Origin of the sequence: Enterococcus sp. DIV1094, from assembly GCF_017316305.2 — a bacterium.
In the GTDB taxonomy this organism is placed as follows: Bacteria; Bacillota; Bacilli; order Lactobacillales; family Enterococcaceae; genus Enterococcus_B; species Enterococcus_B mangumiae.
The window spans coordinates 2,268,141-2,282,226 of record NZ_CP147250.1; the positions used below are offsets into that span (position 1 = coordinate 2,268,141).

Annotated in this window: 17 protein-coding genes; 15 read left to right on the forward strand and 2 right to left on the reverse strand. The window is 40.0% G+C overall.

Annotation, left to right across the window (positions count from 1 at the left end; genetic code table 11):
* Nucleotides 1-83: 83 nt before the first annotated feature.
* A complete protein-coding gene (locus tag DOK79_RS10810) occupies nt 84-971 on the forward strand; it encodes an NAD(P)-dependent oxidoreductase (protein WP_206859579.1) in 888 nt (295 codons plus the stop codon).
* A gap of 85 nt (nt 972-1,056) precedes the next feature.
* A complete protein-coding gene (locus DOK79_RS10815; RefSeq protein WP_206859581.1) occupies nt 1,057-1,287 on the forward strand; it encodes a YkuJ family protein in 231 nt (76 codons plus the stop codon).
* A gap of 30 nt (nt 1,288-1,317) precedes the next feature.
* Here DOK79_RS10815 and DOK79_RS10820 read toward each other — a convergent pair whose 3' ends face one another.
* On the reverse strand, nt 1,318-2,274 hold the full coding sequence (locus DOK79_RS10820; protein WP_206859582.1) for a GIY-YIG nuclease family protein: 957 nt from the start codon (nt 2,272-2,274) through the stop codon (nt 1,318-1,320).
* A gap of 310 nt (nt 2,275-2,584) precedes the next feature.
* Between DOK79_RS10820 and DOK79_RS10825 the strand changes: the two genes are divergently transcribed.
* The 13 genes from DOK79_RS10825 to DOK79_RS10885 all read left to right on the forward strand — a co-directional run bounded on the left by DOK79_RS10825 (nt 2,585) and on the right by DOK79_RS10885 (nt 12,448).
* On the forward strand, nt 2,585-3,025 hold the full coding sequence (locus tag DOK79_RS10825) for a MarR family winged helix-turn-helix transcriptional regulator (RefSeq protein ID WP_206859584.1): 441 nt from the start codon (nt 2,585-2,587) through the stop codon (nt 3,023-3,025).
* Nucleotides 3,026-3,034: 9 nt separating this feature from the next.
* Nucleotides 3,035-3,997, forward strand: a complete 963-nt coding sequence (locus tag DOK79_RS10830) for a beta-ketoacyl-ACP synthase III (protein ID WP_206859586.1) — start codon at nt 3,035-3,037, stop codon at nt 3,995-3,997.
* Nucleotides 3,998-4,048: 51 nt separating this feature from the next.
* Nucleotides 4,049-4,273 (forward strand): acyl carrier protein, encoded by a 225-nt coding sequence (locus DOK79_RS10835; RefSeq protein WP_034688440.1) that lies wholly within the window; start codon nt 4,049-4,051, stop codon nt 4,271-4,273.
* Nucleotides 4,274-4,381: 108 nt separating this feature from the next.
* Nucleotides 4,382-5,302, forward strand: coding sequence for an ACP S-malonyltransferase (gene fabD / locus DOK79_RS10840; RefSeq protein WP_206859587.1), 921 nt, complete (start codon nt 4,382-4,384; stop codon nt 5,300-5,302).
* Between the two features lie 10 nt (nt 5,303-5,312).
* Nucleotides 5,313-6,050, forward strand: a complete 738-nt coding sequence (fabG, locus tag DOK79_RS10845) for a 3-oxoacyl-[acyl-carrier-protein] reductase (RefSeq protein WP_206859588.1) — start codon at nt 5,313-5,315, stop codon at nt 6,048-6,050.
* Between the two features lie 12 nt (nt 6,051-6,062).
* Nucleotides 6,063-7,298: a beta-ketoacyl-ACP synthase II gene (gene fabF, locus DOK79_RS10850; RefSeq protein ID WP_206859593.1), complete on the forward strand. Its 1,236-nt coding sequence runs from the start codon at nt 6,063-6,065 to the stop codon at nt 7,296-7,298.
* Between the two features lie 2 nt (nt 7,299-7,300).
* Nucleotides 7,301-7,783 (forward strand): acetyl-CoA carboxylase biotin carboxyl carrier protein, encoded by a 483-nt coding sequence (accB, locus tag DOK79_RS10855; RefSeq protein WP_339092070.1) that lies wholly within the window; start codon nt 7,301-7,303, stop codon nt 7,781-7,783.
* 19 nt (nt 7,784-7,802) lie between these two features.
* On the forward strand, nt 7,803-8,222 hold the full coding sequence (gene fabZ, locus DOK79_RS10860; protein WP_206859602.1) for a 3-hydroxyacyl-ACP dehydratase FabZ: 420 nt from the start codon (nt 7,803-7,805) through the stop codon (nt 8,220-8,222).
* A gap of 7 nt (nt 8,223-8,229) precedes the next feature.
* Complete coding sequence (locus DOK79_RS10865) at nt 8,230-9,609, forward strand: acetyl-CoA carboxylase biotin carboxylase subunit (RefSeq protein WP_206859604.1); 1,380 nt, start codon at nt 8,230-8,232, stop codon at nt 9,607-9,609.
* 1 nt (nt 9,610) lies between these two features.
* Entirely contained in the window at nt 9,611-10,480 is an 870-nt protein-coding gene (accD, locus tag DOK79_RS10870; RefSeq protein ID WP_206859606.1) for an acetyl-CoA carboxylase, carboxyltransferase subunit beta, read from the forward strand.
* The gene (locus DOK79_RS10875; protein ID WP_206859607.1) at nt 10,473-11,258 is read left to right on the forward strand and encodes an acetyl-CoA carboxylase carboxyl transferase subunit alpha; all 786 of its coding nucleotides are present in this window, start codon (nt 10,473-10,475) and stop codon (nt 11,256-11,258) included. Before accD ends, DOK79_RS10875 begins: the two co-directional genes overlap by 8 nt.
* Before the next feature lie 234 nt (nt 11,259-11,492).
* Nucleotides 11,493-11,663 (forward strand): hypothetical protein, encoded by a 171-nt coding sequence (locus DOK79_RS10880; protein WP_206859609.1) that lies wholly within the window; start codon nt 11,493-11,495, stop codon nt 11,661-11,663.
* Nucleotides 11,664-11,992: 329 nt separating this feature from the next.
* Nucleotides 11,993-12,448, forward strand: coding sequence for a hypothetical protein (locus tag DOK79_RS10885; RefSeq protein ID WP_206859610.1), 456 nt, complete (start codon nt 11,993-11,995; stop codon nt 12,446-12,448).
* 112 nt (nt 12,449-12,560) lie between these two features.
* Here DOK79_RS10885 and DOK79_RS10890 read toward each other — a convergent pair whose 3' ends face one another.
* Entirely contained in the window at nt 12,561-13,856 is a 1,296-nt protein-coding gene (locus DOK79_RS10890) for an ISL3 family transposase (protein WP_206859623.1), read from the reverse strand.
* Between the last annotated feature and the right edge of the window lie 230 nt (nt 13,857-14,086).

Genomic DNA, 14,086 nt, shown 5'->3' on the forward strand with positions numbered 1-14,086 from the left:
ACAGTGAATAATTCTAAAAAAATCCTTGTTTCTAGCGTATACTAGCATAGAAACAAGGATTTTATCGTTTAGGAGGGCACAAGATGAAAATTGGTTTTATCGGCACAGGAGTTATGGGAACTGCGATCGTTCGTCATTTACAAAAAGCAGGTCATGAACTTACTGTTTATAATCGCACAAAAGCAAAAGCGGAACCACTCGTCGAAGAAGGAGCAACTTGGGCGGATAGTCCGCAACAGGTAGCTGAAACAAGCCAAGTCGTCTTTACGATGGTTGGCTATCCTCAAGATGTAGAAGAAATCTATTATGGTGAAAAAGGGATTTTCCGAGCTGGATTGAGCGGTAAGACAGTCGTCGATTTGACGACAAGCACTCCAACCCTTGCAGAAAAGATTGCAACAAGCGCGCAAGAGCTAGGAGCAGAAGCATTAGATGCACCAGTTTCAGGGGGCGATCTAGGTGCTAAGAATGGTACTTTGACGATCATGGTCGGCGGAAAAGAGCATGTCTACGAGGAAATATTACCGTTATTCCGAGAGTTTGGAACGACATTTACGTTGCATGGCTCAGCTGGAAAAGGGCAGCATACAAAAATGGCAAACCAAATCATGATCGCTGGTACGATGACTGGCATGACAGAAATGCTTGTTTATGCGCAAGAAGCTGGTTTAGACTTAGAAAAAGTCATCGCTACACTTTCAGGTGGCAGTGCAGCCAATTGGTCATTGAGCAATTATGCGCCACGTATTTTACAGGAAAATTATTCGCCTGGTTTTTTTGTCAAACATTTTATCAAAGATTTGACGATCGCTTTGGCAGAAGCAGAAAAATTAGGACTGAATTTACCGGCGACAAAAGAAGCCCGAAAACTATATGAACAGCTAGCGGAAAAGGGTTTTGAGAATGACGGAACACAAGCGTTGATCAAGCTTTGGTGGGAAGATGGAAAGCAGCCGAAAAAAAAATCTTAAAAAACCAGTTTTTTTGGAGAAAATCAATGCAAGTCGACGATGCTTTTGATACAATATAACAGAACTAAGAAAAGGAGGACCTCCGATGGCACATTCACAATTAGTCGCAATCATTAAACGACTGGAGGCTATGGTCGAATCAGCAGACAATGAACTGCAAGTTCGTCGCTTTGAAAAAGAAGGCGTAGAAAAATGTACCGTGACTTATGATAAAGCGACCGAAACATTTGAACTTACTGAGACAGACACACATCAACAATACGAATTCGACAATGTCGATATCGTTGCGATGGAGATCTATGATTTGATTCAATAAGATTTCGAGCTAGCTAAAAGAGCCTGGAATTCAGCCGATTGGTTGGATTCCAGACTCTTTTTTTATTTGTTGTTCGGCTTTGACTAATTTACGCTGATAACTGATCAAGATCTGAACAGGATCGATTTCCGCTTGAGATAGTTGACGCTTGAGTGACAACGTATTATCTTTTTCATAGTAAAAATGAGGTGCTTGTCCTGGCTCTGTAATCGCTGTATCAGCCACTTGACCATAGCAGATCAGGAAATGCTTCATCTTGGATTCATCGCTAGCTAACGGCATGCTCAGCGTGATTTTCGGCGTACGCAAAAACTTTTTTTGTTCCTGGATTCTACGTGTAAAATAGGTGACCAATTCAATATCCCTTTGAAGAATAGCCGCCTTTTCAAAATTTAGTTGTTCAATGAAATGCAATTGACGTTTTTTTAAATAGCTGATCAATTTCTTATTTCTCCCTTGTAACAACCCTTGGATCTCTTTCTTCTTTTGTTCAAAAGTCCAATCCTTCAATTCTGGAAGTTGGGCTTGTAAGGCTAAATGACTGATTTCAGAAAGCCACGGCATTTGATAGTTTTCTTCGATGATGCGAAGGATACTCGGCATTTTTTTGTAAAGTCGAAACGGACCGTAAGTTCTTGCAGTGGGCACATTCGTGAGAGAAAGGCCATCAGGTTGGATATGTAAGTAGTTGTAGTTATCGAAATAATTCATTTGTCGGTTGTAGATTGGACGATAGTGTTGGATCAATTGACACTCTAACAATAGAGCATCTAGTTCTGTATCGACGACAACGACCTCAAAATCGGCAATCGAACGAACTAAGCGCAAGACTTTTTTTGAGTGTTGTTTATTTTGATAAAAATACGTACTTACACGATTTTTTAGATTTTTCGCTTTACCTACATAAATGATTTTTCCTTCACTATTTTTCATTAAGTAAACCCCAGGTAATAAAGGGAGGTTTTTTACTTTCTCTTTTGGTTGCATAAGTGCTCCTCTAGTTGAAATTGAAATCAAAAAGATTATAACAGATTTACAAAAATGAACAATATAAGCTATGATATTTTATAAATAAATTAAAGAGATACTTTGATAATCAAAATATTTTTTTTGAACCTGATTTTAATTGTTTGATAAACAAATGCTGGTAGTAAGGCTTTTTGTCATGAAAATAAAATTAAAAAAAATTAATAATGCAAAAAAATCTAGTGAAAAGGTTGCATTTTGAAAAAAGTTAAGATATAGTTTGAACATCAAAAGATTTGATAATCAAACTAATTTTAGTGGATGGTGGAACATGGAACCTGATTTTAATACAGTAAATGATTATCTCGTTAGTGTCTTCAATGATATTTTGACGATCGAAGAATCCGAATTAAAAAAGTCACAATTCAAAGATCTGTCGATTACAGAGATGCATACGATCGAGGCAATCGGTATGTACAAGAAAAAGACAACTTCAGAAGTAGCCAAAGAACTGTCGATTACTGTTGGGACCTTGACCACTGCTATCAACAAGTTAGTTAGAAAAGGCTATGTTGAGCGTATCCGTAGTGAAGACGACCGACGAGTGGTGAAGCTGGGGTTAACAAAAAAAGGAAAGCTGCTTTACCGCGTGCATCAGCATTTCCATCGTGAAATGGTCAAAAACATCATAGACGGTCTGGCTGCCGACGAACAACAAGCTTTGCTGTCTGCATTGAAAAACTTGCATGATTTCTTGCGAGATTACAAGTGAGGAAGTTTAATGGAACAATTTGGAACGATCACAGCAACGGCAAGTGTCTTACCGGAAAAAATCATCACAAATGATGATCTCTCAAAAATGATGGACACTTCGGATGAGTGGATCTCATCACGTACAGGAATCAAGGAGAGACATTGTGTAACCGACCAGGAAACTTCCGATTTGTGTTACCTCGTTGCCAAAAAATTGCTAAAAAAAAGAGCACTTGATCCGAATGAACTTGATTTTATCATCGTAGCTACGATGTCGCCCGATTATACATCCCCATCTGTAGCGACCTTAGTTCAAGGTAGGATCGGCGCAACAAAAGCAATCGCTTTTGATATCAGCGCAGCTTGTTCGGGATTTGTTTATGCATTGAGTGTAGCAGAGAAATTGATTCGCTGCGGCTCAATGAAGGGTTTAGTGATTGGCGGCGAAACATTATCCAAACTGATCGATTGGACAGATCGTTCAACCGCTGTTTTGTTTGGTGATGGTGCAGGAGGCATTTTATTAGAAGCCGGACCAGAACAAAAATTATTGAGAGAATCGCTAGCGGCAGATGGCTCGCGTGCGCAATCCCTCACTTCCGGTTATCTGCCAAATCATTCGCCTTTATACACGGAAGATTCAGAAGGTTCTTACTATTTAAAAATGGTCGGACGAGATATTTTTGATTTTGCTGTAAGAGACGTTGCGATGAACATCAAAGAGATCATTCAAGGCACAGCTGTTGATTATCTGCTTTTGCATCAAGCAAATTTGCGAATCATCGAAAAGATTGCTCGTAAGGTCAAAGTCCCACAAGAGCAGTTTCTAACGAACATGGATAAATACGGTAATACTTCCGCAGCAAGCATCCCGATTCTTTTAGATGAGGCAGTAGAAAGCGGAGCAATCACATTAGGACAAAAACAAAAAGTGGTATTTACAGGTTATGGTGGAGGATTGACATGGGGAAGTATCCTCATGGAACTATAAACTGATAAAAATAAAAATATAAAAAAGAAACAATATCGGAGGAATTATCATATGGTATTCGAAAAAATTCAAGAAATCATTGCGGAAGAATTAGGAAAAGACGCAGAAGAAATCAAATTAACGACAAACATCCAAGAAGACCTTGAAGCAGATAGCTTGGATTTATTCCAAATCATCAACGAGATCGAAGATGAATTTGATGTGAAAATCGAAACAGAAGATGGCATCAAAACAGTTCAAGATTTAGTCACTTATGTTGAAAAACAAACTGCATAATCATCAAGATTAGGTTGGGGGCTGGGACATTTTCCGAAAAAGGAGTGTCTTAGCCTTTTTTTAAATGAAAAGAAGATATTTATCCTGAATATAAATAGGAGAACGATGATGAAAACAGCATTTTTATTTAGTGGACAAGGTGCACAATACCAAGGAATGGGTCAAGACCTCTACCATGAGCCAATCGTGAAAAAGACCTTTGATGAAGCAAGTGAGATCTTAGGCTATGATATGGCAGAGCTTTGTTTTTCAACAAATGATCGTTTAGATCAAACGGTCTATACACAGCCTGCTATTTTGACTGTCAGCATTGCCTTTTATCGTTTATTAGTAGAACGTGGAATCACTCCTCAGGCTGTCTTGGGACTTAGTTTAGGTGAATATTCTGCATTAGTGGCAAGTGGCGCTCTTTCCTTTAGAGAAGCCGTGGCGTTAGTCGAAAAAAGAGGTACGTTCATGACCGCCGCTGCACCAACAGGTAGTGGAAAAATGGTCGCAGTCATGAATGCACCAGCGGACGTGATCGAAGACTGTTGTAAACAGGCAGAACAAATAGGGATCGTTTCACCAGCAAATTACAACACCCCACAGCAGATCGTCATTGGTGGTGAAGAAAAAGCAGTGGATCAAGCGGTTGCTTTACTAAAAGAACAAGGCATCAAACGGATGATCCCACTGAATGTCAGTGGTCCTTTCCACACAGCCATCTTGGAACCAGCTGCTAGACAGCTAGCAGAAGAACTAAGCAAAATCGCTTTTTCGGAACCTAAGATCCCAGTGATCAGTAATACAACAACGGAGATCATGACAAAGGAAAGTATCCCAGCTTTACTTGAACAACAAGTGATGAAACCTGTTCGTTTCTATGAAAGTATCGAAAAACTCAAAGACTTAGGGATCGAACAAGTCGTTGAGGTCGGACCGGGTAAAGTCTTAAGTGGTTTTATGAAAAAGATCGACAAATCGATCGCAGTCACACGTGTTGAAAATCAGCAAACATTCGAAGAAACAATCAATCAATTGTCATAGGAGGCAAGTTATGGACGTAACTGGAAAAAATGTGTTTATTACAGGCAGTACACGAGGAATTGGCGAAGCCATTGCTTTAGCTTTTGCCAAAGCAGGGGCAAATATCTTCCTAAACGGTCGTGGAGAGATCCCAGCCGAAAAAATCGATGCAATCAAGGCATACGGTGTGGAGTGCGTGGGGATCTCAGGCGATATCTCCGATTATGATAAAGCAGGAGAGATGATCAAAGAAGCAGAAAAGCAATTGGGTTCTGTCGATATTCTGGTGAATAACGCTGGAGTTACTAATGATAAACTTGTCTTACGTATGGATGCAGATGATTTCAAGAAATGTTTAGATATCAATTTAACAGGCACTTTCAATATGACACAGCACGTGTTGAAAAAAATGATGAAAAAAAGAGAAGGAGCAATCATCAATCTTTCAAGTGTTTCTGGATTGATCGGTAACTTAGGCCAAGCCAATTATGCAGCGAGTAAAGCAGGTGTTGTCGGTTTTACTAAATCGGTGGCACGAGAAGTTGCGACAAGAGGAATCACTTGTAATGTGATTGCGCCTGGTTTTGTTACTACGGATATGACAGATGTCCTATCTGAGAAAGTAAGAGAGCAAGCAGAAAAACAAATTCCAATGCAACGTTTTGGCCAAGTAGAAGACATTGCGGAAGCCGCACTGTTCTTAGCGAAAAGTTCGTATATCACAGGTCAAGTCATCAATGTTGACGGCGGATTGGTCATGCACGGATAGGGAGGAAAATTAATGAATCGAGTAGTAATCACAGGTTATGGAGTCACTTCACCGATCGGGAATGATGCAGAAAGTTTTTTAGCTAGTTTAAAAGCTGGAACGAATGGTATTGCACCGATCACAAAATTTGATGCTTCAGAAACAGGTATCACATTAGCAGGTGAAGTCAAAGACTTTCCTTTTGATAAATATTTTGTAAAAAAAGACAGCAAACGGATGGATATGTTTTCAATTTATGGTATTTATGCCGCAATGGAAGCATTAGCAATGAGCGGGATCGAAAAAGAAGCAATCAACCAAGATCGTTTTGGTGTTATTGTCGGCTCTGGGATCGGTGGATTACCAACGATTGAAAGTCAAGTCATCCGGATGCATGACAAAGGACCAAACCGCGTTTCACCTATGTTTGTTCCAATGTCCATCGCTAATATGGCAGCTGGGAATATTGCCTTACGTGTAGGTGCTAAAGGCATTTGTACGTCGATCGTGACCGCATGTGCCAGTGGAACGAATGCCATTGGAGAAGCTTTCCGTAATATCAAACATGGCTATTCAGATATCATCCTTGCGGGCGGAACAGAAGCAACGATCTGTGAGATGGGAATCGCCGGATTCGCGGCATTGACTGCTCTATCCGAATCAACAGATCCAGTACGTGGTTCGATTCCATTTGACGAAGGCCGTAATGGTTTCGTCATGGGTGAAGGAGCAGGTGTGTTAGTTCTAGAATCATTGGAACACGCACAAGCTCGCGGCGCAAAAATCTATGGTGAAGTCGTTGGATATGGCTCAAATTGTGATGCCTACCATATGACAGCTCCAACACCAGATGGTTCTGGCGCATCTAAAGCAATGAAACTAGCAATGGAAGAAGCAGGAATCGATGCGAAAGAAGTAGGATACATCAATGCGCATGGAACAAGTACACCTGCCAACGACCAAGCAGAAGCAAAAGCGATCCAGATCGCTTTAGGGGAATCATTCAGAGAAACCTATGTCAGCAGTACGAAATCGATGACTGGGCATTTATTAGGGGCCGCTGGAGGTATCGAGGCACTTGCGACATTGCTTGCGTTAGAGCATCAGTTCATTCCACCAAATATCAATGTAGAGAAACAAGATCCTGAAATTGATTTAAATGTGGTGATCAATGAAAGCAAAGAAGCCGAACTATCTTATGCTATGAGTAATTCATTAGGCTTCGGTGGACATAACGCTGTGCTATGTATGAAACGCTGGGAGGAATAATGTTGAAGATCAATGAAATCAAAGAATTAGTCAGTCAATTTGATCAATCCACGTTAACAGAATTTGACTTGAAAGACGGACAATTTGAATTATATATGAATAAAAATGAAATGAGTCGAGGAATGGGACAACCCGTTCCGACACCCATGTTTTCCGAATCACAACCACAACCAGCTGCCCCAGTTGCAGCAAAAGAAGAAAGCAGTTCTACTCAGCCAGAAGTTGTAGCTGCACCAATAGTCGACGGTGTGGAAGTAAAATCACCGATCGTAGGAATCGTCTATTTACAACCCTCTCCTGATAAACCAGCTTTTAAAAAGGTGGGAGACAAAGTCACAAAAGGCGAAGTGATCTGTATCATCGAAGCGATGAAATTGATGAACGAAGTAACGAGTGACGTAGACGGTGAAATCGCAGCAATCTTGATCGACAATGAAGAGGTCGTAGAATACGGACAACCACTCTTTATCGTTCAACCAAATTAAGGCAAGGAGAACTAGACCTATGAACATTCAAGAAATCAAAAAAATCATCCCTCATCGTTATCCATTATTACTGATCGATCGAGTGGAAGAAATGGTCGAAGGCGAGCGGATCGTAGCCAAAAAAAATGTGACCATCAATGAACCTTTTTTCCAAGGACATTTTCCAGAAGAGCCTGTTATGCCAGGTGTCTTGATCGTTGAAGCAATGGCTCAAGCAGGAGCAGTTGCCCTCTTATCATTGGAACAGTTCAAAGGAAAAACTGCTTACTTTGGCGGATTAGATAAAGCCAAGTTTCGTAAAAAAGTGACTCCTGGAGATACGTTGATGTTAGAAGTCGAAATCACTAAAATCAAATCTTCTGCAGGAATAGGCAAAGGAATTGCAAAAGTGGATGGCAAAAAAGTTGCTGAAGCTGAATTAACCTTTATGATTGGATAGGTGAGTTATGTTTTCAAAAGTCTTGATAGCAAATCGCGGCGAAATAGCCGTACGGATCATTCGTGCCTGCCGTGAGCTTGGAATCCAAACCGTTGCGGTCTATTCTGAAGCGGATGCGGAGGCATTACACACACAATTAGCAGATGAAGCAATCTGTATCGGTCCTGCAAGAGCGACTGATTCATATTTGAATGTACAAGCAGTTTTAAGTGCAGCCATCGTAACAAAAGCAGAAGCCATCCATCCTGGATTTGGTTTCTTGTCTGAGAATAGTCGATTTGCTTCGATGTGTGAAGAATGTAATATCGTCTTTATTGGACCTAAAAGCAAAACGATCGATGACATGGGGAATAAAATCAACGCACGCCAGTTGATGCAACAAGCCAATGTCCCAGTGATCCCAGGTAGTGATGGTGTGCTGTCGACTGTTGAAGAAGCACTTGAAGTAGCAGAAAAAATCGGCTATCCAGTGATGCTCAAAGCCGCCGCTGGTGGTGGTGGTAAGGGAATCCGTAAAGTTTTATCAAAAGAAGAGTTACCACAACATTTTTCATCTGCCCAACAAGAGGCAGCAGCAGCTTTTGGTAACGATGAAATGTATCTAGAAAAAATCATTTATCCCGCAAGACATATTGAAGTCCAAGTATTGGGTGACCAATTTGGGCACGTTCTGCATCTAGGCGAACGCGATTGTTCATTGCAACGGAACAACCAAAAAGTATTAGAAGAATCCCCGTCTGTGGTGATTTCTGAAGAAAAACGAAATCATTTAGGATCTGCCGCAGTACGTGCTGCAAAGGCAGTGAACTATGAAAATGCAGGGACGATCGAATTTCTGATGGATGAATCCGGTGAATTTTATTTCATGGAAATGAATACCCGCATCCAAGTCGAACATCCAGTAACTGAAATGGTCACAAATATCGATTTAGTCAAAAAACAAATCGAGATTGCGGCTGGACGTCCATTAGAGATCCAACAAGAAGAGATCGTTTTTCAAGGACATGCCATCGAATGCCGGATCAATGCAGAAAATCCAGCGTTCCATTTCGCTCCTTCACCAGGGAAAATCAATGATCTATTACTGCCAGCTGGCGGTATGGGCTTACGGGTAGACAGCGCAGTTTATTCAGGCTACACGATCCCTCCTTATTACGATTCGATGATTGCTAAAGTCATCGTACATGGCGACACACGTTTTGATGCGTTGATGAAAATGCAACGAGCGTTGAGCGAGATCGTGACCGATGGGGTGATCACGAATGCCGAGTTCCAAATGGATCTGATCAGTCATCCAGCAGTGATTGCCGGAGATTACAGTACCGCATTCTTACAAGAAGAATTTTTACCGAATTGGATTCCCGAGACGGAGATAGGAGACGAATAAGATGGCTTTATTCAAAAAGAAAAAATACATTCGAATCAATCCTAATCGAGAAATCAAGCCAACAAATGCGCCGTCGGTCCCTGATAATATGTGGGCGAAATGTCCCAATTGCAAGCATATTATCTATACGAAAGATATCGGGGAAGAAAAAGTTTGTCCACATTGCAGTTACAATTTTAGGATCGGTGCGTGGCAACGATTAGCGCTGATCATCGATGAGAAAAGTTTAGAAGAATGGGATACGGACTTGGTCACCAAAGATCCACTTGATTTTCCTGATTATCAAAAAAAAATCAGCAAGATGCAAGAAAAAACTGGCTTACATGAAGCAGTTTTAACTGGTCAAGCGACCATCGAAGGCATTCCATTTGCTATCGGTGTCATGGACCCTAATTTTATCATGGGAAGCATGGGAACGATCGTGGGCGAAAAAATCACACGCTTATTTGAACGTGCCGCGGCGAAACAATTGCCTGTCGTATTATTTACTGCCTCTGGAGGCGCTCGTATGCAAGAAGGAATCTTTTCTCTAATGCAAATGGCCAAGATCTCAGCAGCTGTCAAACGTCACAGCAACAAGCAGCTATTTTACTTGACGGTATTGACAGATCCAACGACTGGAGGAGTCACTGCCAGCTTTGCGATGGAAGGGGATGTCATCTTAGCTGAACCACAAAGCTTGATCGGCTTTGCGGGACGCCGAGTGATCGAACAAACGATCAAACAGGAACTACCTGAAGACTTCCAAAAAGCTGAGTTTTTACTCGAGCATGGTTTTGTGGATCAAATCGTTCCAAGAAAAGAACTCAAGCAGACGATCCATCAATTACTAGAATTGCATACGCAGAAAGGATGGATCAACCATGAATAAAACTGCTCATGATATCGTCCAACTGGCACGTGCAAAAGATCGTTGGACAAGTCTTGATTTCTTTGAAACGATTTTTGAAGGCTTCCAAGAGTTTCATGGTGATCGCTTATTTGGTGATGATGAAGCTGTCGTTGGAGGAGTGGCGAAATTAGCCGGCAAACCAGTGACTGTCATTGGTATCCAAAAAGGCCGAGACTTGCAAGAAAACATTCGTCGGAATTTCGGTTCTCCTCATCCAGAAGGTTACCGTAAAGCACTACGTTTGATGAAACAAGCAGAAAAATTCAATCGTCCGGTCGTTACGTTGATCAATACAGCGGGTGCCTATTGTGGAATCGGCGCAGAAGAACGTGGCGAAGGAGAAGCGATTGCCCGTAATCTGTTAGAAATGTCTGATTTGAAGGTGCCGATCATCAGTATCATTATTGGTGAAGGCGGTAGTGGAGGCGCATTAGCCTTGGCGTTAGCCGATGAAGTCTGGATGTTAGAACAAACGATCTATGCAGTTTTATCACCAGAAGGATTTGCTTCGATTCTTTGGAAAGACGGCAGCCGAGCTGCTGAAGCCGCTGAATTGATGAAAGTTGCCGCTGGTGAATTATTAGAATTAGACGTCATCGATCGCGTGATTCCAGAAACATTCAACGGGGAGCCGTTAAGCAAAGAAAAAGTCGCTCGCATGATGCAAAAAGCATTGATCGAAAAACTGACCGAACTTTGCCAGAAACCCACCGATGAATTGATCGAACAACGCTACCAACGTTTTCGTAAATATTAAGAAGATTTTTGATTTAAACTGTAGAGAATTTACTCTACAGTTTTTTCTGATTTATCATATGAAGCTATAGTAATTGGTTTATGATTTGTATATTTAACGTGATTATTTGTGTGGTTTACTAGTTAAAAAAAGAAATAAATTAGGATAAACATATATTTTTTTGATAATAACTTGTTTTTATAGTTGTTTTACGAGTTAAATGATAAAACAAGTAGTTGTATGGGTGGTTAGATAATGTATTCTAATTTAGATGGACTTTTTATTGTTGATGAAATAATTGCAAATAAAAAAATGAATGATATTTATTGGAAGAATGATATTAAAGACAGAGAATATGCTAAACATCTAAGATTTAAAACTATTCTCAGGCAACTCAAAGTGTATTTAGAAAATTACATAGAATAATATGGTATAAAAAAATAAAAACTACTAGGCTATTGTGTAATCAAATATACCAGTTAAAAGAAAGTTACGGTGGGGCTGTCTGTTTTAATTTATCCTGAAGTCAAATAGCTGATTAACAACACGAAAAAAAATAATATCATCCAAAATATTTTGTTTACTATTACTCCCTTTATATTCGCTATAGATCCATTATAGTCAGTTTATTCTCTATAATCACAATCAAAATTATTTTTTGTTATTTTTAAAAAGTGTGATATCCTTTTTTAAAAGGAGTTGATAGTGTGTTTAGAAAATCATTTAATGTTCTTTTTTGCGGAGTGTTGTTTTCTATGTTGCTATTTTTTAGTGGCTGCTCTAAATCGGATGAGGATCAATTAAAAAACGCCGAGATCGTTCAAGTAACGAATGGTGGAACTTTACAAAACAGAGGAAGTTATACCCTTAAAGAGGGGAATTTAGGAATCATGAAAGAAATCCAACTGGCACAAAACCTTGATCAAGATCCCGCAGATTTAAAACTATCAAGCAGTGAAGAACAAGAAATCAAAAGTTTGCTGACACCTGATTTTACAACCGCAGAACAAGAACTAAAAACGACTGAACTTTTTCAAACGTTTGTTAAAGAAATCAAACATGTCACAGTTGAAGTCAATCAGGAGAAGAAAACGACAACATTAGTCGGGAAGGATTATCGAAAAGAATTCTCTTGGGTAGATGAAAGTGGGAATCGTTTAGCTGACTCACATAAGATTGAATATAGTTTTGTGTCAGAGGATGGGGAATAGTTGAGTAAAGAAAAAATCTGAATAAAGAGGCTCTTTGTCAATAAGGACTGATGAGTGCAATCAAGTGAAATCCGGAAGAAGAAGTGAACACTTCTTCTCCGGATTTTCTTCGTTATTTGACGTGAATGACTTGATTCGTCAAAAAGATTCGGATGCGCATGTTCTCAAATGATTTAAAGCCATAAGACACTCGTTTGAGTGTTTTGATGTGGGTGTTTTTTGCTTCAATTTTCCCATTAGAGTAAGGATAAATCAAAGAATGACGAATCCCTTCTTCATAGCTCAGAAGATTTTGTAGTTTTAGCCGAAATTCTTTATCTAATGTTTCTGGTAACTGATGCAAGAGAGTGAAAAATGACTCGTGGTCTTTGTCACGAAAGGCATCCGCTAGTTCATGGAACGCTTGATAGGCGACTTTCAAGGCAGTTGAAGCACTTAATAAACGGTCAAGCACCATGGCTTCTGTCAGGTAAGGATACTTTGGGGCACGAAAGCTACGCCAAGTTTTATATTCTGTGTGGTTGATATTCTTCCGATTTTTGGTGAGTAAGCGCCAATGGCTTTTTAATTTCCTTGGCATTGTCCGATTGCCCGAAGCAATCAGGCGTTTCATTTCACGGACACGAAAATCTTGGAACGCTTGATTCATGTGTTTGATCACATGAAAACGATCAATGACCAGTTTGGCATGAGGAAATACTTTTTTTGTTAGTTGAAAATACGCCGCATTCATATCAGTAACTAAATAGTCGACGTCAGATGGATTCACACATGTCTGGAAATAAGTGGTCAACCGAGACAATTTTCGAGTGGGTAAGATATCAACTAATTGCCCGGTTTCCCCATCGGCACAAATAAAACTCATCTTATCTTCTGAGGATACATGGGAACGAAATTCATCGACCATCAATACTTTGGGCAGGTGGCGCTTGGCTTGTTTTGGTAAATAGGTTTTTAACGACTTCAAAATACGCGTCACCGTTGGAATAGACACCTGGCAATGCTTTGCGATAAAAGATAAGGAGACCTTTTCGGTGAGTAAAGCAATGATTTTCATTTTTACATGCTCGGCAATCGAATGATTTGGCCGAACAAAATAGCTTTGGGCTGTCCAATGGGTATGGCAGTTTCTACAGTGATAACGTTGTTTCTTCAGCCGCATGATTAGCGGTAAATGGTTGAATTGATCGAAACGAATGCAGGTCATTTTCTTGCCATTTTTGACAATGACCGTTTTCCCCTTCGAATCTCTCACGGCAGAGCCACAAGTCAAACAAGCAGAAGTAGGAGGAGCTAACACTGCGTCAATAACTAAAGTATTGGTTTGATGGAACGTTTCGTAAGAAACATCTTGGATGGTTAAATATTTATCTGTTAATCGGAGCATTTTTTTGATAGAATTTTCCATAGAGCATATCGTCCTCTCAGTTGTTTATTTTGTGGTGATTTAATCATACTAGAGAACGATATGTTTTTTAATACCCAAAAAGAAAAAGTGGACTGACGAATCAGAATTGATTCATCAGTCCACTTTATTATAGAGCCAATAAAGAATGATATAAGCTGAGACCTAGTACTCGGCTTTTTTTTCATTACCTGAAGCAAAGGATGGAAATAAATATTCTTTATTCGCTAGTA